The sequence below is a fragment of the Pseudomonas sp. CBC3 genome (genome assembly GCF_037967085.1).
In the GTDB taxonomy this organism is placed as follows: Bacteria; Pseudomonadota; Gammaproteobacteria; order Pseudomonadales; family Pseudomonadaceae; genus Stutzerimonas.
Map to the genome: position 1 here is coordinate 767,729 of NZ_JBANEO010000003.1, position 22,087 is coordinate 789,815.

Sequence of the window (22,087 nt, forward strand, 5' to 3'; positions counted from 1 at the left end):
TGTGACCGATGCCCAAGCATAAGCCGGTCATTGCGGGTATTGCGATGTGCCCTAACTGGCAGCACCCGACGACCGGTCAGGCAGTACAAAGTTCCCCGTTAGCCGCTCAAACCTGCGCAAAAGCCGCTTGGGACGGGCTCTCTGCGCTTGCTGCCACAAACTTGTGCACATTTCGCGAGCGGGCTTGTCAAGCGCTTATGACAAACTGTCGCAAATCGTACGGACGCATAGATCATTAATAACTTGCTGAAAAATAAGGAGATTTTCTACTGGCGAAAAAAACGCCAGTTTAACTGCAGCCCACTAACCATAAGCGCTAGCGGGATTTGTAACCCGTTTGCCCACAGAGTTATCCACAGCTTTTGTGGATGAAATTTTTATGTGATACGGATCGCCTTTCTGCAAATTTTGCAAGGCTTTAACTCTAAGAAAAAAGGAGTAGAGTGCGCGCCCTGTCCTCGAACCCCTTCGGTACTCATGAGAACGCGCTCTACCGCTTCGACTTCCGTCGATAGCCTATCAACGTCCCCGCGCTTGCCGTTGCGCATGGCGCTATGGCTGCTGGACAACCAGCATCTAGGACAAACCAAGAGTGTCAAACGAATCGCCGGTCGGATGCTCAAGCAGCCCGCGCGCGAGGGCGTGGTCGAAGCGCAGAGTCGGCTCGGGCGGCTGCTCTGCACCGACTGCGACAGCCAGCGTGATCGGCGCATCGGTTTCGAAATGCTGCGCCAGGCCGCCCGTGCCGGTGATTGCCAGGCGCAGCTGGAGCTGGGGCAGCTGTATTGTCAGCCGCAGTACCGCGAGTTGAGTAAGGCCCGGCATTGGCTGGAGCAAGCCGCTGCGCAAGGTTCGGCTGAGGCATCGAGCGCTCTACAGCGCTTCTCCGCGAAGCGCTGACACAGGCGACCGGCAAACGACGGCTGGCTATACTGCCCGGCAATTCAGCCGGAGCCGTTCATGCCTCTTGACCCCATCTATCTGTTCGCCGGGCTTGGTTCCCTTTGTGTGCTGTTGGCTGCCGTGGCCGTCGCGTTGCAGCTTCGTCTCTCTCGGCGTCAGGCCGAACTTGCCTTGTTCGACGAGCGGCTCGCCCAGGCCACCATGGCGCAGGAAGGTCTGAGTGCGCAGCTCGAAACCAGTCGTCTGGCACACGCCGACCTCAACGAGTCTCGCGCCGCGCTGCAGGCCGAACTCGCGGCGCTGCGCCGCGAAACCGAGTGGCTACAGGCTCAGCGCCTGGAATCCCGCGATGCGCTCAATGATCTGGAAGCCGAGCGCGATGCGCAGCAATCCGAGCTACGAGCCCTGAGCGCTGCTCATGCCGCCGTTACCGCCGAACTCAACGAACAGCAGAAGACCCACGAGCAGCGCCTGATTGATCTGCAGAGTGCTCGCGACGAGCTGCGGGCGCAGTTCGCCGAGTTGGCTGGGAAAATCTTCGAGGAACGCGAACAGCGCTTTGCCGAGGCCAGCCACGAGCGGCTCGGGCAATTGCTCGACCCTTTGAAGGAACGCATCCAGTCGTTCGAGAAACGAGTCGAGGAAAGCTACCAGAGCGAGGCGCGCGAACGCTTTTCCCTGGCCAAGGAGCTGGAGCGCTTGCAACAGCTCAATCAGCGTCTGGGCGACGAGGCGACCAACCTGACGCGTGCGTTGCAGGGGCAGAAGACTCAAGGAAACTGGGGCGAGCTGATTCTCGAGCGAGTGCTGGAACATGCAGGACTGGAGAAGGGCCGTGAATACCATACGCAGGTCAGCCTGAAGAGCGCCGATGGCGAACGCTTCCAGCCTGACGTGCTGATCCAGCTACCGGGCGACAAAAAGGTCGTGGTGGATGCCAAGGTCAGCCTCACCGCGTATCAGGCGCTGACCTGCGCCGAAGACGAAGGCAGCCGCGCGTTGGCGCTCAAGCAGCACGTACTGTCGCTGCGCAGTCACCTGAAAGGATTGTCGTTGAAGGATTACCAGCGGCTCGAAGGGCTACAGAGCCTGGATTTCGTATTGCTCTTCGTGCCGATCGAGGCGGCATTCGCCGCGGCGTTGCAGGGCGATCCCGAGCTGTTCCAAGAGGCTTACAGCAAGCACATCGTGATAGTCAGCCCGACTACTCTGCTTGCCACATTGCGGGTGATCGACAGCCTCTGGCGGCAGGAGCGGCAAAGCCAGAACGCCCGTGAGATCGCCGAGCGGGCCGGTGCGCTCTACGACAAGTTCGCCGCCTTCATTCAGGACCTGGACGAGATCGGCACGCGTTTGCAGCAACTGGACAAGGCCTTTATCGGCGCGCGCAACAAGCTCACCGATGGGCGTGGCAATTTGGTCGGCCGTGCCGAGCAGCTGAAGCTTCTGGGCGCGCGTGCGAGCAAGAAGCTGCCGGCCGACTGGCTTGAGCGTGCCGGGGCGGAGACGCCGTTGGAAGAGGCTGGGGAATAACCGACGTAGGCGGCGTGATGCGGCGTGTGCGGTTTTTTGCGGGAGGCCCGTCCTCGGGGCGAAGCTTTCCTCTTGTGTTGGCATAAGGTCCGCTTTCGCCGCGAGGGCGCGCCTCCTACGAAAGCGGGTCGGCACGGAGCAGCGGTTTTTGTGGGAGGCCCGCCCTCGGGGCGAAGCATTGGCTCTTGTGCTGTCATAAGGTCCGCATTTGCCGCGAGGGTGCGCTTCCTACGAAAGCGGGTCGGCACGGAGCAGCGGCATTTCGCTCAATGCAAAGGCACGTGCCGGCTCATCAGTGCCCGCAGTGCCGCCGGCTTGACCGGCTTGGCAAGGAAATCCAGCCCCGCCGCGTGCACCGCCGCGATCAGCTCTGGGCGCCCGTCGGCACTGATCACCACACCGGGCACTGGCTCGCCGAGGCGGGCGCGCAACCAAGCCATGACGTCCAGGCCGGTTTCTCCGTGGTCAAGGTGATAATCCACCAGCACCAGCTGTGGCCGGATATCGTCCTTCAGCAACGCCTCGGACTCGGTTCGGTTGCTGGCGGTCCACACCTGGCATCCCCAGCGTGAAAGCAGGCTTTGCATGCCAACCAGGATGCTGTCTTCGTTGTCGATGCACAGCACCTGGATGCCGGTCAGTGCGGTCTGCTGTACTTCGGACTTGCCGTTGACCTTGGCCTGGCGGACTACGTTGCTGGCGATCGGAACCGTCACGCTGAACACGCTGCCGGTGCCGGGCCAGGAGCGTACCGACAGCGGATGGTTCAGGACCTGGCAGAAACCGTCCGCAATCGCCAAGCCCAGCCCCAGGCCTTTTTCGGCGCGGGTCTGATGACTATCCAGGCGTTTGAATTCCTCGAAGATCACTTGCAGTTTGTCTTCGGAAATTCCCGGTCCGCGGTCCCAGACTTCCAGACGCAGGGACTCGCCCTGCCGCCGCACGCCCAGCACCACGCGACCTTTGGCGTAGCGGAACGCATTGGTGAGGAAGTTCTGCAGCACCCGGCGCAACAGGCGTATGTCGCTGTCGACCCGCAACCGGCTGCCATGCACCTTGAAATCGACCGCCTGCTCGGCGGCGAGCATGGTGAATTCGGTGTTCAACGTGTCGAACAGCGTGGCCAGCGGGAACGGGTGGCGATCGGGCGTGATGCGACCGTTTTCCAGGCGGGAAATATCCAGCAGATCCGAGATCAAGTCTTCGGCCGAGCGCAGCGAGCTATCCAGATGGCGCACCAGATCCTGCGCCTCGCGGGGCAGGGCGTCGTGCTGGTGCGAAAGGGCGGCGGAGAACAGTCGCGCCGCATTCAGTGGTTGCATCAGGTCATGGCTGACCGCGGCGAGAAAGCGCGTCTTCGACTGATTGGCCGCTTCGGCCGTGCTCTTGGCTGCGGTCAGCGCCTTGTTCAGCTCCGACAGTTCCTGGGTTCGCTCGATGACCCGCTGCTCGAGGCCTTCGTTGGCGTCCTTCAAGCCGCGTTCGGCTTCGCGGAAGGCGGTGATGTCACTGAAACTCATGACGAAGCCGCCGCCGGGCATCGGATTGCCGATCAGTTCGACCACTCGACCGTTGGGAAACAGCCGCTCGGAGGTATGTGCGCGACCCTGGCGCATCCAGTACAGCCGTTTGGCCACGTGGGTGTCCGCGTCGCCAGGACCGCAGAGGCCGCGCTCGGCGTTGTAGCGGATGATGTCGGCGATCGGTCGGCCAATGTAAACCAGCCCGTCCGGGTATTCGAAAATCTCGAGGTAGCGATGATTCCAGGCCACCAGTCGCAGCGACTGGTCGACCACGCTGATCCCTTGGGTGATGTTTTCGATCGCGCCCTGCAGCAGTGCGCGGTTGAACTGCAGCACCTCCGATGCCTCGCCGACGATGCGCACCACGTCATCGACCTGCATGTCACGGCCTTCCAACGCGGCCTTGACCACCGCGCGGGTCGAGGAGGCGCCGAGGACACCAGCGAGCAGCCGCTCGGTGTGAGCGATCCACTGGCCGTCGGCCTGTTGCCTGGGCGAAAAATCATGGCCATGACGGCGGGCGAAGCGTTGGAAGCTGAGCTCCGCGCGTTCGGCACCGACGAAGCGCGAGGCCAGCGAGAGCAGGTCTTCGACCTGCACGGCCAGCAGTCGGCGCGTGCTGGCGGTTGGGTGGATCTCCTGGCCGATGAAGCGGCTGGCCTGCCAGTGCTCGGCCACACGGGTTTGGGACAGGATCGAGACCCAGAAAAACAGCGTCGCGTTGCCCACCAAAGACAGCGTCACGCCGAGCGTCAGGGCGCTGGCGCCGAACGGCAGCTCGGCGGTGTACATCCATTGCAGGCCGGGAAACATCTCCAGCGGCCAGCCGAGCAGCGGCAGAATCAGCGTGTAGACCCAGATCATCGCGCCGGCAGTGAGGCCGGCAAACACGCCACGCCGGTTGGCCTGCTTCCAGTACAGCGCACCGACCATCGCCGGCGCCAATTGGGTCAGGGCGGCGAAGGCGATCTGGCCGATGGTCGCCAGACTGGCGCTGGAGCCGAGCAGGCGGTAGCTGACATAGGCCAGCAGCAGGATGGCGACGATGCTGATGCGGCGCACCGACAGCATCCAGTGGCGGAACACCTCGAAGGGCTGCTCGGCTTCTTTGCGGCGCAACAGCCACGGCAGCAGCATGTCGTTGGACACCATGGTCGACAACGCGACGCTGGCGACGATGACCATGCCGGTCGCGGCCGAGGCGCCACCGATGAAGGCCAGCATCGCCAGCGCCGGGTGAGCTTCGGCCAACGGCAGGCTGATCACGAAGGAGTCGGGGCTGATTCCGCTCGGCAGAAGCAGCTGTCCGGCCAGTGCGATTGGAATGACGAACAGCGCGGCCAGCACCAGATACAGCGGAAAGACCCAGCGCGCCAGGCGGAAGTCGCGCGGTTCGATGTTCTCAACCACCGTCACGTGGAATTGTCGCGGCAGGCAGACGATGGCCATCAGCGCCACGGTGGTTTGTACCAGCATGGCCGGCCAGTTGACCGTTTCTTCCCAGAAGCCGGTCAGTTCCGTGGAAACGTAAGCCTGATTGAACAGATCGCCGAAACCGTCATACAGACCGAAGGTGACGAAGGCGCCTACGGCCATGAACGCGAGCAACTTGACCAGGGACTCGAAGGCGATCGCCAGTACCATGCCGCGATGGTGCTCGGTGACATCCAGGTTGCGTGTGCCGAACAGTACCGTGAACAGCGCCAGCACCACGGATACGATCAATGCCGTGTCCTGCGTGCCGGAGCCGGCGACGGCCTCGCTGTGCTTGCCGATCAGCAGGTTCACACCGAGCACGATGCCTTTGAGCTGCAGGGCAATGTAGGGCAGCACTCCCACCAGACAAATCAGCGTCACCACCACCGCCAATGTCTGCGATTTGCCGTAACGCGCAGCGATGAAGTCGGCGATGGAGGTGATGTTCTCCTGCTTGCTGATCATGATCATCTTCTGGATCACCTGGGGCGCCAGCAGCATCAGCAGGATGGGCCCGAGATAGATCGGCAGGAATGACCAGAGCTGCTCGGCTGCCTGGCCAACGGCGCCGAAGAAGGTCCAACTGGTGCAATAGACGGCCAGCGACAGGCTATAGACCCAGGCGCGTACACGCGGTGACATATGCGCGCGGTTTCGATCGCCATAGAACGCGATGGCAAACAGCACGGCCATATAGGTAAAGGCGACCAGCGCGATCAACCCACCGGACAATGACATGCAAACTCCAGACAGCAAATAAGTAGCAGGCTCCAGCCCGGCCGGTCGTCATACCGAACCGGGCTGCGCTTAGACGATAGCCGGTATAGCAGTACGTTCGCACCGGCTGACCAGGGTCAGCCGGTGCGATGCGACTGTTTCAGGACCGGAATTACCGCTCGGCGACAGCTCATGCTCGGCAAGTCTTGGATAACCGAAGGCTGCCGCTTGGTGATAGATCAATGTGTAAAGTTTCGCAGTAAAAGCGATCGGCGTGTGGCGGCTGCGACCATCGTCGCATGAGGCTGGTCGTCGCGGGCGCAACGGGCGAAAGTACCGGACTAGACAAATACTGGCTTGCCTGCGGCTTACTGCTGTGGTGGCTGATTCGGTGTCTCGGCACGCGCGTCCGGGCTGGCTTGTACCCATTGTCAGCTGACGCGGATGGCCGCTGGGCACTTACCGCCTGCGCCGTGATCACAACAAGCGTGCCCACATAGGAGAATCTCGATGTTCATGCCGCGTCCGGTCACTTTGCAGCGAGGCGCTCTGCGCCTGGACCCGCTCGCAGAGGCCGACATCCCGGCCTTGGTCGAGCTCGCCGAGCGTAACCGCGACGAGCTGATTTACCTCAACGGGCCGCTACGCCCGGACTGGTATCGTTTCGCGCTCAGCGAACAGCGCGACGGTCGCGCGGTGGCGTTCACCCTGCGCATGGCCGAGCGCATCATCGGGACGACTCGCTTCGCCGATTTCAATCCGTCGCTGCCGGCTGGCGAACTCGGCTGGACCTGGCTGGACAAAGCCGGGCACGGCACTGGGCTGAACACCTCGATCAAATACCTGCTGCTCAAACACGCCTTCGATGAGTGGCAACTGGTACGCCTGCAACTGAAAACCGCCGCCAGCAACCTGCGCTCCCAGCGCGCCATCGAGAAGCTCGGTGCACAGCGCGAAGGCGTGCTGCGCAACCATCGCCGCCTCGCCGACGGCCGCCTGGACGACACGGTGCTCTACAGCATCACTGATCGAGAATGGCCGGCAGTCAGGGGTATGTTGGAGGCGCGGGCTATTGGTTGATCAGTCAGCATCGTGCTTGCTCGCCTGATGTGCTCCAGCCGCTTTACAGGTGGTGTTTGCCGGGCGATGAAATGCTGCGGACCAACCCAGTAGCTCAGGGCACCTCCTGGACCCGCTTTCAGCTCCCTCTCCCCACCGGGGAGAGGGTTGGGGGAGGGGAAAGCGGCCCCGGCCCTCGTCATTAACTCCACGAGAAGCACGCCCGTCGCCGTCAGGCGCCGACATAAGGTAATGTCTGCCGTTTCCACGGGCGGGTTGTCCTGTGGTCATCAGCCCGTCTTCAAAATTCCCTACGCTCCGACCGCGATGGCGGCGCGTAGCTCGTTATCGTTTGCGGTGCACACCTAAGGAGCCTCGATGTCCCGCTCGCAAGAGTTCTGGCACGGTTGCCGCGATATTCTTCCGTTGATCGTCGGTGCGATCCCGTTTGGCATCATCTTCGGCACGCTCTCCATCGGGGCCGGACTTTCGACCTGGCAGACCATCGGCATGTCGGCGCTGGTGTTCGCCGGCTCCGCGCAGTTTATTGCGATCACCTTGATCACTGGCGGCGTCGGCGCGGCCGTGGTGCTGCTGACGACGTTCGTAGTCAACCTGCGCCACGCGCTTTACAGCGCAGCGCTGCAGCCGTTCGTGCGACATTTGTCCAGCCGCTGGCGGGTGCCGCTGGCCTTCTGGCTGACCGATGAAGCCTTTGCGGTCATTCAGCACCGCTATGCCAGCGACGACGCGTCGCCGCACAAGCACTGGTTCTTCCTCGGCGCGGCGTTGACCATGTACCTGAGCTGGCAACTGGCGACGCTGGCCGGCATCGCCTTCGGTCAGGCGGTACCGAATGTCGCCAGTTGGGGCCTGGATTTCGCCATGATCGCGACCTTCATCGGCATCGCCGTACCGATGATGCGCACCCGCCCGCAAGTGGCGTCCGCGCTGGTGGCCGCCGCCGTGGCGCTGCTGACTTGGGAACTGCCCTACAAGCTGGGCCTGATCGCCGCGGCACTGGCCGGCATCGTCGTAGGTGTCTGGCTGGAACAGCGAGCCGAACGGCGAGCCGAACGTCATGCACGAAAGGAGGCGAACCCATGCAAATCTGGCTGCTGATTCTGGGCATGCTGGCGATCACCTTCGTGATTCGTTACAGCTTCTTCGCCTGGCCCGACCTGCGCTTCCCGCGTCTGGTGGAGCAGGGCTTACATTACGTGCCGGTGGCCGTGCTGACTGCCATCGTCGTGCCGGCGATGCTGATGCCGGAGGGCGAATGGGCGCTGGCGTGGGACAACGCCTATCTGCTGGCTGGCCTGCTGGCAATCTTCATCGCGGCGATCAGCCGCAACCTGCTGGCCACCATCGGCGGCGGGCTGCTGAGTTTCTTTCTTTTACGCTGGGCGTTCGGGCAGCTGCCGCTGTGAGCGTCGGGGCGGATCTCGTGCGGGGCGAGCGTAGCCGCGGGGGTTTCCGATGAGCCAGCATTCCCAGTTCCGTCTGCTCGGTACGCGGCGCTTCCTGCCGTTCTTCGTGACGCAGCTGCTCGGTGCGTTCAACGACAATGTGTTCAAGCAGGCGCTAGTGCTCGCCATTCTCTACAAGCTCGGCACCACGGCCGACGTCAGCTTGCTGGTGAATCTTTGCGCGCTGCTGTTCATCCTGCCGTTCTTCCTGTTCTCCGCGCTCGGCGGCCAGTTCGGTGAGAAGTACGAGAAGGCGTGGCTGATACGCCGAATCAAGTTCGCCGAAATCCTGATCATGCTGGTCGGCGCCGTGGGGATGTTGCTGGGCAATCTGCCGTTATTGCTCGTGGTGCTGTTCTGCATGGGCACGCAGTCGGCGCTGTTCGGGCCGGTGAAGTATTCGATCCTGCCGCAGCAACTGCATAGCGATGAGTTGGTCGGCGGCAACGCGCTGGTGGAAATGGGTACCTTCCTGGCGATTCTCGGCGGCACCATCACCGCTGGCGTGCTGATGTCCGGTGGCGATTACGCCATGCGGGTGTCGGTGGCCGTGGTGCTGCTGGCCGTGATCGGTTATCTGGCCAGTCGGAAGATTCCGTTTTCGCTGGCGGCGCTGCCAAGCCTGCGCCTGGACTGGAACTTACTGCGCCAGTCGCTGCGGATCATGCGCCTGGGGCTGGGCCAGCAGCGCGCCGTGTCGCGCGCGATGGTGGGAAATTCCTGGTTCTGGTTCTTAGGCGCGGTCTATCTGACACAGATTCCAGCGTTTTCCCGTGACCTGTTGCAGGGCGACGAGGGTGTGGTGACGTTGATCCTGTCAGTCTTCTCGATCGGCATCGCGCTGGGTTCGATGCTCTGCGAACGGCTGTCGCGGCATCGCGTGGAGATGGGCCTGGTGCCGCTGGGTTCGATCGGCCTGACGCTGTTCGGTGTGTTGCTCTGGTGGCACGCGACGAGCGTGCCACCAGCCAGTGAAATCCGGGACTGGACGGCGCTGTTGGCCGAGCCGCGGGCCTGGTGGGTGTTGATCGATATCCTTGGCCTCGGCGCCTTCGGCGGGCTTTATATCGTGCCGCTGTATGCCTTGATCCAGTCGCGCACTGCGCTGGAGGAGCGCTCGCGCGTGGTGGCGGCGAACAACATCCTCAATGCGCTGTTCATGGTGATTTCGGCGATCTTCTCGATCCTGATTCTGACCGTAGCCGGGCTGTCGATACCGCAGCTGTTTCTCGCCGTGGCGCTGCTCAACGTGCTAGTCGCCGGCTGGATTTTCAGCTCGGTACCGGAATTCGCGGTGCGCTTCCGGCTCTGGCTGCTGGGTGAGCGCAGTTCAGCGCCTTGAACAGGCGCTGGGAACTTAGCGGGCCGGCTGTTGCGCTCAGGGCGCTGAGTCGCTCGCTTCGGCGATGGGGTAGAAGCGGCGGCGCACGCTCTGCATCTGCGCATGCTGGCTCAGACGTCCGCTGATTTCTTCGAGCGTTGCCGGGATTGGCCGCTCGCCGAGCAGCATCGGCTTCAGGCGGCTTTCGAACAATGCCCAGAAACGCTTCATCTCCGGTACGTCGGGCATGATTTCCCCCTTGGTGGCCGAGCGATAGGTATGCGCGATCAAGGGTTCATGCTGCAGCGTTTCCAGCAGTTCCAGATTCGCTACCGCGCCCAGCGGCTTGTCGGCATCAATGCTGCGAAGTCCGTCTGCGGTGGTCAGGTAGTCGTCGAGAAATCGCTGTGCCTGCTTCTGGTTCGGGCTGTGCGCATTGACCGCGGCGGCGACGACGCCCACGAAGGGTTTGCCGGGATGGTTGGCATCGATGCCCGGCACGTCGGCAGCACCGAAGCGGAGCCCCGCCGCGCGCAACTCATTCCACACCCAGGGGCCATTGATCATCATCGCCAGCTCGCCTGCCTTGAACGCATCCATCATTCGGCCATAGCTGGCTTCCGGTGACAGCACGCCGAGTTCGAGCAACTGCTGAATCTGCCTGAAGCCCGCAATTGCCCCGGAATTGGCGATACCCGGATCGTCGAAGTCATACAAGCCGTTGCGCTTGCGCAAACTGTAGCCGCCACTGCCGGCGATGATCGGCCAGGAGAAGTAGAGGTTGGCGTAGTCCCATTCGATGGCGCGCTTGCCTTGGGCGCGCAATCGTTGGTCAAGTTCGATCACCTCGCCCCAGGTGCGCGGTGGCGTTGGCACCAGGTCACGGTTGTAGATCAGGCTGACCACCTCGGTGGACAGCGGGTAACCGTAGATGCGCTTGGCGACGCTGACGGCTTCCCAGGCGAAGGCCGGTGTGCGCTGCAGCGCGGCCGGGCTCGGGGACAACGCGGCCAGATGCCCGGCGTCGAGCCAGGAGCCGAAGCGGTCATGAGCGAAGATAACGATGTCCGGCCCTTTGGCCGTATTGGCCTGACGGTCGAAGCGAGCGGCCAGGTCGTCCGGCGTGGCGACTTCGACCGTGATGCCGGTGTCGGCCTGGAAACGCTTGCCGACCTCGGCGACGCCGTTGAAACCCTTGTCCTGATTGACCCAGACCAGCAGCTTGTCGCGTTCGAACGCAAGCGCGTTCCCAGACAGGCAGAGCAGAAGAAGCGAAAGCGTCGTGGCGTTGAACAAAGCGATCATGGATGCCTCCTTGCATGACGGCATGCGGGCGGCTGGCCGTGCGCAGTTGCGCATCGCCAATCCGCACCGGTCCATGCCGCACGGCAGGGCCGGTCCGCTACGTCCTTGTTATGAGGGATGGGCTCAGGCAGACGCGGCGCGATACCGACGACAGCCTGGCGACCGATTCACTTGATCTCGATGCGCTCGAGCAGATAGGCCTTGGCCTCTGAATCGCCGATTCGCGCGGCCTCGTCAGCAAGGCGTAGCGCGCGTTCCAGATCCTTCGCCACCAATGCCGCGTCGATGCCCTGGCGGTAATAGGCCTGTGTTTCGGGCAGTACCGCGGGCGCGGGCACTGATGGCAAATCGTTGCCCATCTCGCGCCCGATGCTGTAAGCCGGCACATAGGTGTTGGCCTGTTGGCCGGCGACCTTGTCTTCGATCAGCACCATCTTGATCACTCCGGTGGGCGCATGCTGCGCCACCGGATCGGGAAGGCTGGGCGGCTCGTTGCCCAGCGCCTTGGCGTAGGCCTTGGCCGGGTGTTCGAGAGTGGTTTGGCCTTGTGTCTGCTGCTCGCCGGTGAAGAGCACCAGGTAGTACTCGTTGCCGGGGTTGTCCAGGTAGGTGCGGTCGATGCGCAGGCGCGCGTCCAGGCTGTCGCCTTTCAGGCCGGACGCGGGGGCGTAGGTGAAATCGTCGGCATCGAGCAGACGCGTGGGGCGCAAGCGGCTGTCGAGCAGCATGGCGCTGGGGGCCAGCACGGTCTTGCCGGCCTGGCTGTAAAGGCGAACCTCGAAGGACTTGCTGTCCTTGGGTAGGACAAAGGCGCGGAAGAAACTCTTGCCGCTGTCGAAGCGGTAGGCCGGAGCCGTGGCGTCCAGCGTCACGTCACCAGAAAAATTCACGGGGATCGGTTGAAAGGGCAGGTTTTCGATCGCGTCGCAGCAGATCGGCGCGCTCGCCAATGCCTGGCGGGCGTCGGTCATGGATAGCTCCAGCGGGGCGGGCGTGTGCGCCAGGGCATCCACACGGCGTAGGGGATCGCTGCCGCAACCGGTGACCAGAACGACGGCAAGGCCAAGCAGGGGAAATCGCAGATTGCTCATGGGTAATACTCCAGTCGCCAATCGAAAAAGACCCCGACCAGCCATGGTCGGGGTAAACACACCGTCAAAAACGGTGGGAGCGGAAGTCAGAAGCGTGCCCAGTGCCGGCGGGCGCAGCGGGAGGAGAGAGACCGCCGCACGCCGCCGACCTCAGGCAATTACCACCGGGCGATTACCACCAGGCTTCGGCCTGGACGCCGAAGGTCAGGCCATCGTCGTCGCCCGCGTCGATGGATTCACTGGCAGCCTGGTAGCGACCGCCGTCCCACTGGGCGTAGGTGGCGAACACGCGAATCTGCGGACGTGCCCAGAAGCTGCGGCCCGCTGACCATTGCTGGGCGAGGGTGAGCTTCTTCAGGTCGCGGCTGCGCTCGCCATCGGCCTGCGGGTCGACGCGGTCGTAACCGAACTCCAGGGCGGTACTCATGGTGTCGTTCCACTTGTAGACCGGACGCACGCCGAAGGAGAGCCATTTCTGGCCGGAGTCGTTGTCGAAGTCGCGGTCTTCATAGATCTGCACGTACATCATTTCGATGTTGTCGGTGATGCCTACCACGCCCTGGTTGACCAGGCGGAGCATGTCGCCATCGCTGTTGCCGGTGCTGTTGCGACCGCTGCTGCCGATGATGCCATCGGTGCCGTACTGAACCGCCAGCTTGTTGTAGCCGCCGAACCAGTTGGCCTGGGTGTGTTCGAGCGTGACCAGATGACCTTTCTGGTCGGTGAAGCCTGGGTCGCTTTCCTGCTCGTCGGTGAGGTTGGCCTTGCCGTAGTCGTAGCCGATTTCGAGCTTGCCGTTGGGATTGACGTCGATCTCGGCCAGACGGATGTCCAGAGTGTCGTTGGCGATGTTGGTGCCGGTGCCCGATCCCTGATAGGTCCATTCGCCGTCGGTGTTGCGGATCCAGGCGATGCTGGCCTTGGCGAAGCCCAGGTCGATGTCTTCGATGCCGGCGCCGGGACCGGATACGTCCCAGTAGTAATAGTCGTTGATGTGTACGTCGTGGCGTTTGTAGTAGCGCTTGCCGGCCCAGATATCGGCGCCCGGCAGGCTCGCGATCAGGTTGTGGCCGACCACGTTGAATTGGCGTATGGCCACGTCACCGCCTTCATCGAAGGGGTTGTTGGCATTACCGTTGGTATCGGTGCGGGTCGCTTCCCAGTCGTTCGCCTGGCGCGAGTTGTAGGCGATCATGCTGTCGACGTAGAAGCTCTGCTCGCCTTCCTTCCAGACCTCCTTGCCCAGGCCGATTTCGGCATAGGTCTCGCACTCGTTCCCCAGGCGGTACTTGGCCGGCGCACCGGCGGCTTGGAAGCACGCCTGATCGCCACCGCCAGCGGTAGCGCCGACACCGGAGCGCAGGTAGCCATGAAAATCCACCGCATGGCTCGGCATGGCCGCCAATATGGCAGCGCAGAGCAGGGTGGGTTGCAGAAGACGTATGGATTGTTGCGGGTTCATCGCGAAAGTCCTTTGTTCTTGTTGTTGGGCAGTGCGGCCAGTTAGGTACTGCCAGCCGTGGCGCCAACATCGCCCCGGTCGTATCCGGATCGGGCTGGCGGTGACGAAAGCCTGCGGATCGACGACGTTCGCAACATCCTCCCGACCGTTTTTTTTCGAGGCGGAGCGGCGGGGCGTAGCGGGGGAGGAGGGGCAGTGGTGTGCGTCTCGGTGCGCATTACGCCTGGCCACTAAGCCGGAAAAAAAGCCAGGGGGGAGGTATGGCGAGGGCGCCTGGCGCGGCAGTCTGGCCAGGCGGGCGGTGTTCTGGCGCCGCTTGCGCCCTGTCATCCGGGGAGCTGGTTCCCGCAGTCGGGTGCTCACGACAATTACAAAAAGTGGAGCTACTTCGATGAAATATTGCTTGTCTCCTGCCCGCCTGGCCCTGGCGGTTTCCTCCCTGATGCTGACCCTGGGCACCGCTCAGGCAGCTGATCTGGCCGGTAAGAGCCCGGCCGGGGTTCGTTATCACGGCGGTGACGAAATCATCCTCCAGGGCTTTCACTGGAACGTCGTCCGCGAATCGCCCAACGAGTGGTACAACACGCTACACAGCATGGCGCCGACGATTGCTGCCGACGGATTCAGCGCGATCTGGATGCCGGTGCCCTGGCGCGACTTCTCCAGCTGGAGCGATGGCGCCAAGTCCGGCGGCGGTGAAGGCTACTTCTGGCACGACTTCAACAAGAACGGCCGTTACGGCACCGACGCCCAGCTAAAGCAGGCCGCCGCCGCGCTGAATAACGCCCAGGTGAAAGTGCTTTACGACGCGGTGCCCAACCACATGAATCGCGGCTACCCGAACAAGGAAATCAACCTGCCGGGCGGCCAGGGCTTCTGGCGCCACGACTGCACCGACCCTGGCAACTATGCCAACGATTGCGACGACGGCGACCGCTTCATGGGTGGCGATGCCGATCTGAATACGGGCAACCCGCAGGTCTACGGCATGTTCCGCGACGAGTTCGCCAACCTGCGCAGCAACTATGGCGCCGGCGGCTTTCGCTTCGACTTCGTCCGTGGCTACGCCGGCGAGCGGGTCGACAGCTGGATGAGCGAGGCCCACGACAACGCCTTTTGCGTCGGCGAACTCTGGAAGGCGCCGGCCGAATACCCGAGCTGGGATTGGCGCAACACCGCCAGCTGGCAGCAGGTGATCAAGGATTGGTCCGATCGCGCCAAGTGTCCGGTGTTCGATTTCGCCCTCAAGGAGCGCATGCAAAATGGCTCTATCGCCGACTGGAAAAACGGCCTCAACGGCAACCCGGACGCGCGCTGGCGCGAAGTCGCGGTGACCTTCGTCGACAACCACGACACCGGTTACTCGCCGGGGCAGAACGGCGGTCAGCACCATTGGGCGCTGCGTGATGATCTGGTGCGCCAGGCCTATACCTATATTCTCTCCAGCCCCGGCACGCCGGTGGTGTACTGGTCGCATATGTACGACTGGGGGCACGGCGAACTGATCCGCCAACTGATCCAGATCCGCCGCGCCGCAGGCGTGAAAGCCGACTCGGCGATCAGCTTCCACAACGGCTATTCGGGGCTGGTGGCGACCGTCAGCGGGACCGCGCAGACATTGGTGATAGCGCTCGGATCGAATTTGAGCAATCCCGGTCAGGTCAGCAGCGGGAGCTTCAACCAGGCGCTGAATCAGGACAACGGCCAGTTGCGGATCTGGACGACTGGCAGTACGGGCGGGGATGACGGCAACGGCGGTGGCGACGATGGCAGCGTGGTCAGCGTCAACTTCCGCTGCGACAACGGCGTGACCCAGATGGGCGACAGCGTTTATGCCATCGGCAACGTCAGCCAGCTCGGCAACTGGAGCCCGGCCAACGCGGTGCGCCTGACCGACACCAGCGCCTACCCAACCTGGAAAGGCACCATCGCCTTGCCGGCCGGGCAGGCGGTGGAATGGAAGTGCATCGTACGCAACGAGGCTGACGGCACGCTGGTACGTCAGTGGGAATCGGGCGGCAACAACAGCGTCCAGGTTGCCGCCGGGGCGAGCACTAGCGGCTCGTTCTGAGTCGGACATCGTGGTGGGTTGAAGCGGAGCGCCGCCCGGCCCACCCTACGGGATGGGACCGCACTGTAGGGTGGGCTTTAGCCCACCGATTAACGCTCGACCACACGGGTAGGGTGGGCCCACCCAGGTACGTCAGTGGGAATCGAGGCGGCAACAACAGCGTCCAGGTTGCCGCCGGAGCGAGCACTAGCGGCTCGTTCTGAGTCGGACATCATGGTGGGCTGAAGCGGAGCGCCGCCCGGCCCACCCTACGGGATGGGACCGCACTGTAGGGTGGGCTTTAGCCCACCGATTAACGCTCGACCACACGGGTAGGGTGGGCCCACCCAGGTACGTCAGTGGGAATCGGGCGGCAGCAACAGCGTCCAGGTTGCCGCCGGGGCGAGCACTAGCGGCTCGTTCTGAGTCGGACATCATGGTTGGCTGAAGCCCACCCTACGGGATGGGACCGCACTGTAGGGTGGGCTTCAGCCCACCGATTAACGCTCGATCGCACGGGTAGAGTGGGCCGGGCGGCGCTCCGCTTCAGCCCACCGAGGTAGCTACGCCTATTCACTCCTCCCTGTCGATAACGCTCGGGGAGGATGTCCTGTCGAGCAGCCCGGGCAATCCTGACGCAATAACAAAAAGCCATCGCGTTTCGCTGTCGCGTCAGGAGCTCACATGTCCGCCCATTCTCGCTTCTCCGTCTTTCGGCTCGGTTTTCTGCCGCGGCTGTATGTGCTGATCGCTGCGCTCGTGGCGTTGCTGGTGCTCGTGGCCGGGACCAGTCTGGTCGCCGTCACCCGCCTGCAGGGCAATGCCGAACAGATCTCGACCACCGCTTCTCGCTTGCTGGTCAGCGAGAGCTTCTTCAGTACGCTGCAGAGCTTGACCCAGAACCTCTCCGATGCCCTCGCCGAAGACCGGCCGGATCAGCTGGCCGCCTTCGTCACGCGCCACCAGGCGCTACATCAAAGGACAGTCGAACTGCTAAGCCAGCTCGAAGGCCTGACACCGGGGCATACCGACGCCAAACAGCGACTGAGCGACATGCTGCCGGAGCTCGACCGCCGCAGCCTGGCGCTAATCGACGCGCATCGTGGTCTACTCGAGCGTGTCGACCGTAATGCCGTGGCGCTGCGTGATCTGCAATTGCAGTTCTCTCGGCTCAAGCAGGATCTGTTGCAGGTTCAGTTCGTCACTGGCGACGACCTGGCGGCCTATTCGATCAAGCATTTCATCATCCCGCTCGAACAGGTCGAGGCCCTGCTGTTCGACGCTGTCGGCGCGGCCTCTACACAAAAGCTCGACGAAGCCCTGGTGAAGATCGCCGAACGCCTGCCCGACCTGCAGAAGAAGCTCGACAATGTGCTGATGGACCTCGCTCCGCATCAGGACAGCCGAACCGACTACGCGCACAGCTTCCGCCCGCCATTCGAGGACATTCAACGGCAGATGGATACAGCCGGCGCGGGCGCGGTGGGCCAGTATTACGCCTGGCTTAGCGACAAGCAGGCCAATCGGCAGCAGAAGGCCCAGCTCAACGCCTTGCAGCGACAGGCGCGAGACGACATCGGCACGCTCATCACCAGTGCGCAAGAGGCCAGCAACGAGCAGTTGGCTCTGGCCGCCGAGACCTACCAGCATGGCGTCACCCGCCTGCTACTGATGGCGGGGCTGTCGATCGGGCTCGCACTGTTCATGGGACTGTGGCTGAGCCGCACCATGCGCGCTGCGCTTGGTGCCGTCACCGGCACCCTGCAGCATCTGGCTGCCGGAGACCTGCGGGGCCAGTGCGACTACCGTCGGCCGGACGAATTCGGGCGTGTCAGCGAACACGTCAACCGGGTCGCCGGCAACATGCGCGACGCGCTGGCGCAGCTCGGACGCAACGCCGACGAGCAGGACGAGATTGCCCGGCGTAATGCCACAGCGTGCGGCCAGGCGCGTGCCGGGCTGGAGCAACAGCGCAGCAGTATCGGAGCACTGGTCGCCAGCCTGACCGAACTGGAAACCAGCTTCGGCGAGGTTGCCCAGCACGCCGGCGAGACGGCGGCACGGGTCGGCAGCGTTGAGGCTCTGACCCGACAGGGCAGCCAGCTGATGGCCGAAACCCGCGAGAACACCAGGGCGTTGGCGCAGCAACTCGAGGCGAGCGTCGCCAAGATCTCCAATGTCGAGGCCCTTAGCGAGCAGATCGGGCAAATTCTCGATGTCATCCGCGGGATCGCCGACCAGACCAACTTGCTGGCGCTCAATGCGGCCATCGAGGCGGCGCGTGCCGGTGAGCAGGGACGTGGTTTCGCGGTGGTAGCCGATGAGGTGCGCGGCCTGGCTCAGCGCACGGCGCAATCCACTGGTGAAATCCAGCAGCGCATCGAGCGCCTGACGCAAGGCATCGCATCGGCGGTGCAGTCGGTGGAGAAGAGCCGCACGCAGATGCAGGGCAATCTCGACCAGGTCGGCGAGGCCGATCATTTGATGCAGGACATCCGCCGGCAGGTCGAGCGCATCGCCGTGATGTCGCGCGAGATCGATTCAGCCACCGGCCAGCAGCGTCTTGCGGCGGAGGAGGTATCGCGCGGTATGCATGCGATCGACTCGGCGGCTGAGCAGAATATGGGAAGCGTCGTAGCGATCAGCGAAAGCAGCGACCGCCAGGCACGCATGTCGGCCGAACAGCAGGCGCTTTGCGCGCGTTATTGCACGTGATGGTCGTCGAACGACGAAGTCTTTGGGCGAACAAGTTCGCCTCTACAGGACAGCCTGCGTACGGAGGTTCGCCAAGCCATGCAGCACCTCGTAGGCGAAATTATTCGCCCAGGCTGACGCCATCATCGAATTGCACCTACAGACCGGCAGGCCTAGCGCGTGGCACCTGCCAGCCGACGGCTTGCGCTTCGGCGCGGTCAAGCTGATCCAGCAAATCGTCGCGTCCTTCGGCCCGCTCGATCGCCAACGCGCCGCAGGCGACGAGATCGGCGTAGCGAGTAGCGGCAATATCTTTGAGCCAGGCGAGCCGTTGCAGCGTGAGCGGCGTGCAGGTCTGGCCGTCGAGATCGTCGGCAAGATCGAGGCGGTGCGAACGCCAGGCTTCGCGCAAATAAAGTGCCTCGGCCGAGCCGCTGAGTGCCGTTTGCCAGGTGCGGATGACTTCGCTGAGCCGATCCAGTACGGCCGCACTCGCACCTTGCCTCGCCAGTTCGCTGTGCCAGCGCTGATAACGGTCTAACGCGATCGATTTCTCCAGGCGGAAGGCAGCCAGCGCGCGGTTCTCACCGGCCTGCTCCTGTCCCAGCAGCCATGCGAAAAACTGCCGCGTTTCGAAGCGCTCGACCGGATGAAAGCCCGGCGAGGCGAGGCCATCGCTGTTGAATTCGCGCAGCGGATCGAAGCGGTACAGGTAGCCGAAGTCGAACAGGCGGATCCGGCCATCATCCAGCACATTGCCTGGACATAAGTCCCATTCGAACAGGCCCTGCGAGGCGAGGGTGATGACGGTATCGAATAGGTCGATCAGCCGCGTCTCGCTCCAATCGGTGACCTGCTCGCCCTCTATCCAGGGCGACAGCAGCACCCCACGGCGGAAGTTTGCATAACAGGTGTCGACGATTCCGCTCAGGCGTTCGGCCAGCTCGGGGCGTACCTTCAGCGCCTGGAGGTCGGCCCGCCGCTGCACCTCGTTGAGAAAAGAGGTCTGGCCGTCGGCGTTCTGCACCAGGCAACGCTCGCGGGCGCGTTTGAGCGTCCAGCTCTGGCCTCGCGCCTCGACCCGATAGACGTGTGCGGTAAGGCCGCCGGCCAGCTCGCGGCTGACGTAGGCTTCGCGGCCATCGGTCATCGCCAGGATTGACGGTGGCAGCGGGCAATCTTCGGGCCGCCCGACTTCCAGCTCGGCACCGCTCGCGATGAAGGCCAGCTGGGCCTTCTGTCGCGTATTCAAGTTTGCATTCATCTGAACGTTCCGGCATGTGGCGCTTCGCGCGCGTTCTGTGGATAGACGAAGGATCGCGGCCAATTACTGGTCGGCCGAAGCCCCGGCCTGCACTACGATTACGCGGTCGTCACTCAGGGTTCGAGAAAACGCATAGGGCTGACCGGGCAACCGCTCGTGCCGCCCGGCGCCGATAGCCGGATGCCGCGCGCGAAACTGGCCGAGCACGCGCCAATGGCGAAGCAGCTCGCTGATTTCCGGTTGCGATTGTTCTGCCCAGTTCATCGACGAGCGCGTGCCTTGGAAGGGGTCCGAACCCGTCGGGCCGAACGGCCTGGCCGTCTCGTCGCCATAGAAGACCTGCACCGCGCCGGGTGCCAGCAGCAAGGCGTTGGCTAGACCGCGCTGCTTGGCCAGGCTTTCGCCGGTTTGCTGAAAGAACAGCGCGGTATCGTGCGACGAGGCGTAGCTCATGAAGTTGTGTTCGGGATGCTCGGCCAGCAACCGGGCGTAATCGGCATAGGTCGGCTCGGCCTTCGCCAGGCATTCGCTGGCCGCCGGTGCCGCCTCGGTCTGGAAGGCGAAGTTGATCAGCGCATCGAAGCCGTTTTCGCGGTACAGGCTGGTCTCCGGCCCGTGGCCGAATACCTCGCCAACCATCCAGAACGGCGTGCCGGCGAAGGGGGCGTCCGGGTTCGCGACCGACCAGTCGGCGCGGGCGCGGTCGGCCGCCTTGCGCAGCTCAGCCCAGGCATCAGGTTCGACATGCTTCACCGTATCGACGCGAAAGCCGTCGACGCCATATTCACGCACCCAGTCGGTGAGCCATTCGATCAAGTAGTCGCGCACCCGGTAGCCTTCGCGGGCCGTCGCGTCGGTCGGTTGCTTATGCTGCAGGAAAGCGGGCAGGCCGACGGGCTGATCGCTCTCGGTCTTGAAGTCGGGCAGAAAGCTCAGCGAGCCCTTGACCGGATCGACCACTGCGCTCGGCGGCTGGTCGTAGTCGCCGAGGCCCGCACGCACCCAATCCTTTCCCCACCACCGGACCCAGTCCGGGTGCTGGTAGTCGACCAGGTTGTGGTAAGCGTGCAGACTCTCGTAAGGCTCGGGCTGCCAGTCTGCCCAGCGTTCGGGCAGGTACTGCGCCATACCGTCACGCAGCCCGCCGAAGCCGAAGGTTTGCATGTCCGCCAAAGTCGAATAGCCGGGGTGGTTCATCACCACGTCGAACAGCACACGAATCCCGCGCGCGTGGGCCTCGGTCATCAGCTCGCGCAGGTCGGCTTCGCTGCCCATGTTGGCGTCCAGTTCGGTGAAGTCGAGCGCGTAATATCCGTGGTAACCGTAATGGCGAAAATCGCCGTTATCGCCGCCGCCGACCCAGCCGTGGATCTGTTCGTACGGCGCGGTGATCCAGACGGCACTGACACCCAGCTCGGCGAGGTAGTCCAGCTTGCCGGTCAAGCCTTTCAGGTCACCGCCGTGGAAGGTGCCGATTTCATTTTTACCGTCGGGCTGGCGGCCGTAGCTGTTGTCGTTGGTTGGGTCGCCATTGGCGAAGCGGTCGGTGACGACGAAATAGACGGTTGCGTTGCGCCAGTCGTGAGCAGCGGTCGCGGGGGCTTCGACGGCTTCCAGCAAGAGCAGGCCGTCGCTGCCGGCGGCGGGCGTCAGCGTAACGCGTCCACCTCGGACCTCGGTCGTCTGGCCGCCGTAGGCGTCGCGCACCCGTTCGCCCTCTGCGAAGACGTCACCGACGCTGATCGTTACTGGCCCGCCGCGCCAGACCGGGCAGGCAATGGAGGGTTCTGACGGTTCGGCCTCCTTGATCGGTAGCAGACGCAGGCTGGCGTCTTCGCCGATGTCGGCAATCAGGCGGTAATTGCCGGCCGCCGGAACGTTGAAGCGATACGCGCTGTCTTTGCCCAGCGGCTGCTTGCGGTAGAGCACCAATGGCTGCGTGTTGTCGGCGTCGGGCGCGCCCAGCTCGAGTTCGCCGGCGGGCAGCGCCAACTCGGTGCTGTAGCGCTCCGGTTGCATTTCGCTCCAGCGTAGGTGAAGCGGTTCGTCGCCGATGCGAGCGGTGAGGGTCGGTTCGGCCAGCACGAGCTGAGCGGGAAGAGCGAGGCCAAAGGCCAAGTGACAAACAGACGTCCGGCGGTGCATGGTGTCGATCCGTTTTGTTGTTTTCGCTGCATTTAACACCCTGCTGTCAGCGAAGTGCAGGCGTAATACCGGTTT

Annotated in this window: 14 protein-coding genes and 1 pseudogene; 9 read left to right on the forward strand and 6 right to left on the reverse strand. The window is 63.5% G+C overall.

Annotated elements, in window-relative coordinates; translation table 11 throughout:
• Positions 1 to 546 precede the first annotated feature (546 nt).
• Together V6943_RS16160 and rmuC are read left to right on the forward strand one after the other, a co-directional pair.
• Complete coding sequence (locus V6943_RS16160; protein ID WP_131650326.1) at positions 547 to 900, forward strand: tetratricopeptide repeat protein; 354 nt, start codon at positions 547 to 549, stop codon at positions 898 to 900.
• Between the two features lie 60 nt (positions 901 to 960).
• Positions 961 to 2,436: a DNA recombination protein RmuC gene (gene rmuC, locus V6943_RS16165; protein ID WP_340554534.1), complete on the forward strand. Its 1,476-nt coding sequence runs from the start codon at positions 961 to 963 to the stop codon at positions 2,434 to 2,436.
• A gap of 266 nt (positions 2,437 to 2,702) precedes the next feature.
• Here rmuC and V6943_RS16170 read toward each other — a convergent pair whose 3' ends face one another.
• Positions 2,703 to 6,173 (reverse strand): hybrid sensor histidine kinase/response regulator, encoded by a 3,471-nt coding sequence (locus tag V6943_RS16170; protein WP_340554536.1) that lies wholly within the window; start codon positions 6,171 to 6,173, stop codon positions 2,703 to 2,705.
• 489 nt (positions 6,174 to 6,662) lie between these two features.
• On the opposite strand from V6943_RS16170, the gene V6943_RS16175 reads away from it, so the two are divergent.
• The 4 genes from V6943_RS16175 to V6943_RS16190 all read left to right on the forward strand — a co-directional run bounded on the left by V6943_RS16175 (position 6,663) and on the right by V6943_RS16190 (position 10,022).
• Positions 6,663 to 7,232: a GNAT family N-acetyltransferase gene (locus V6943_RS16175; protein ID WP_340554538.1), complete on the forward strand. Its 570-nt coding sequence runs from the start codon at positions 6,663 to 6,665 to the stop codon at positions 7,230 to 7,232.
• Positions 7,233 to 7,589: 357 nt separating this feature from the next.
• Positions 7,590 to 8,333, forward strand: coding sequence for an AzlC family ABC transporter permease (locus tag V6943_RS16180; RefSeq protein ID WP_340554540.1), 744 nt, complete (start codon positions 7,590 to 7,592; stop codon positions 8,331 to 8,333).
• Positions 8,315 to 8,641, forward strand: coding sequence for an AzlD domain-containing protein (locus V6943_RS16185; protein WP_131650331.1), 327 nt, complete (start codon positions 8,315 to 8,317; stop codon positions 8,639 to 8,641). The genes V6943_RS16180 and V6943_RS16185 overlap by 19 nt, the downstream gene beginning before the upstream one ends.
• A 49-nt stretch (positions 8,642 to 8,690) precedes the next feature.
• A complete protein-coding gene (locus tag V6943_RS16190) occupies positions 8,691 to 10,022 on the forward strand; it encodes an MFS transporter (RefSeq protein ID WP_340554543.1) in 1,332 nt (443 codons plus the stop codon).
• A 36-nt stretch (positions 10,023 to 10,058) separates the two neighbouring features.
• On the opposite strand, the gene malE is transcribed toward V6943_RS16190, so the two are convergent.
• From malE to V6943_RS16205, 3 genes are all read right to left on the reverse strand, one after another.
• A complete protein-coding gene (malE, locus tag V6943_RS16195) occupies positions 10,059 to 11,306 on the reverse strand; it encodes a maltose/maltodextrin ABC transporter substrate-binding protein MalE (RefSeq protein WP_340554545.1) in 1,248 nt (415 codons plus the stop codon).
• 167 nt (positions 11,307 to 11,473) lie between these two features.
• Complete coding sequence (locus V6943_RS16200) at positions 11,474 to 12,397, reverse strand: MalM family protein (protein ID WP_340554547.1); 924 nt, start codon at positions 12,395 to 12,397, stop codon at positions 11,474 to 11,476.
• A gap of 172 nt (positions 12,398 to 12,569) precedes the next feature.
• Complete coding sequence (locus V6943_RS16205) at positions 12,570 to 13,859, reverse strand: maltoporin (protein ID WP_181101219.1); 1,290 nt, start codon at positions 13,857 to 13,859, stop codon at positions 12,570 to 12,572.
• 442 nt (positions 13,860 to 14,301) lie between these two features.
• Between V6943_RS16205 and V6943_RS16210 the strand changes: the two genes are divergently transcribed.
• The 3 genes and pseudogenes from V6943_RS16210 (at position 14,302) to V6943_RS20510 (ending at position 18,624) form a co-directional block, all read left to right on the forward strand.
• Entirely contained in the window at positions 14,302 to 15,930 is a 1,629-nt protein-coding gene (locus V6943_RS16210; protein ID WP_340554732.1) for a glucan 1,4-alpha-maltotetraohydrolase domain-containing protein, read from the forward strand.
• A 1,683-nt stretch (positions 15,931 to 17,613) separates the two neighbouring features.
• Positions 17,614 to 17,766, forward strand: a pseudogene (locus tag V6943_RS20505) (HAMP domain-containing protein); the annotation flags it as partial.
• A 6-nt stretch (positions 17,767 to 17,772) separates the two neighbouring features.
• On the forward strand, positions 17,773 to 18,624 hold the full coding sequence (locus V6943_RS20510; RefSeq protein ID WP_445324147.1) for a methyl-accepting chemotaxis protein: 852 nt from the start codon (positions 17,773 to 17,775) through the stop codon (positions 18,622 to 18,624).
• 136 nt (positions 18,625 to 18,760) lie between these two features.
• Here the strand turns inward: V6943_RS20510 and V6943_RS16220 are convergent, their stop codons facing one another.
• Positions 18,761 to 19,867 (reverse strand): hypothetical protein, encoded by a 1,107-nt coding sequence (locus V6943_RS16220; protein ID WP_340554551.1) that lies wholly within the window; start codon positions 19,865 to 19,867, stop codon positions 18,761 to 18,763.
• Between the two features lie 63 nt (positions 19,868 to 19,930).
• Entirely contained in the window at positions 19,931 to 22,012 is a 2,082-nt protein-coding gene (locus tag V6943_RS16225; protein ID WP_340554553.1) for an alpha-amylase, read from the reverse strand.
• Positions 22,013 to 22,087: the final 75 nt, after the last annotated feature.

Coding starts and splice junctions, on each gene's coding strand:
- V6943_RS16160 (WP_131650326.1), top strand. CDS start 547: ATGGCGCTATGGCTGCTGGACAACCAGCATCTAGGACAAACCAAGAGT.
- rmuC (WP_340554534.1), top strand. CDS start 961: ATGCCTCTTGACCCCATCTATCTGTTCGCCGGGCTTGGTTCCCTTTGT.
- V6943_RS16170 (WP_340554536.1), bottom strand. CDS start 6,173: ATGTCATTGTCCGGTGGGTTGATCGCGCTGGTCGCCTTTACCTATATG.
- V6943_RS16175 (WP_340554538.1), top strand. CDS start 6,663: ATGTTCATGCCGCGTCCGGTCACTTTGCAGCGAGGCGCTCTGCGCCTG.
- V6943_RS16180 (WP_340554540.1), top strand. CDS start 7,590: ATGTCCCGCTCGCAAGAGTTCTGGCACGGTTGCCGCGATATTCTTCCG.
- V6943_RS16185 (WP_131650331.1), top strand. CDS start 8,315: ATGCAAATCTGGCTGCTGATTCTGGGCATGCTGGCGATCACCTTCGTG.
- V6943_RS16190 (WP_340554543.1), top strand. CDS start 8,691: ATGAGCCAGCATTCCCAGTTCCGTCTGCTCGGTACGCGGCGCTTCCTG.
- malE (WP_340554545.1), bottom strand. CDS start 11,306: ATGATCGCTTTGTTCAACGCCACGACGCTTTCGCTTCTTCTGCTCTGC.
- V6943_RS16200 (WP_340554547.1), bottom strand. CDS start 12,397: ATGAGCAATCTGCGATTTCCCCTGCTTGGCCTTGCCGTCGTTCTGGTC.
- V6943_RS16205 (WP_181101219.1), bottom strand. CDS start 13,859: ATGAACCCGCAACAATCCATACGTCTTCTGCAACCCACCCTGCTCTGC.
- V6943_RS16210 (WP_340554732.1), top strand. CDS start 14,302: ATGCTGACCCTGGGCACCGCTCAGGCAGCTGATCTGGCCGGTAAGAGC.
- V6943_RS20510 (WP_445324147.1), top strand. CDS start 17,773: ATGCGCGACGCGCTGGCGCAGCTCGGACGCAACGCCGACGAGCAGGAC.
- V6943_RS16220 (WP_340554551.1), bottom strand. CDS start 19,867: ATGAATGCAAACTTGAATACGCGACAGAAGGCCCAGCTGGCCTTCATC.
- V6943_RS16225 (WP_340554553.1), bottom strand. CDS start 22,012: ATGCACCGCCGGACGTCTGTTTGTCACTTGGCCTTTGGCCTCGCTCTT.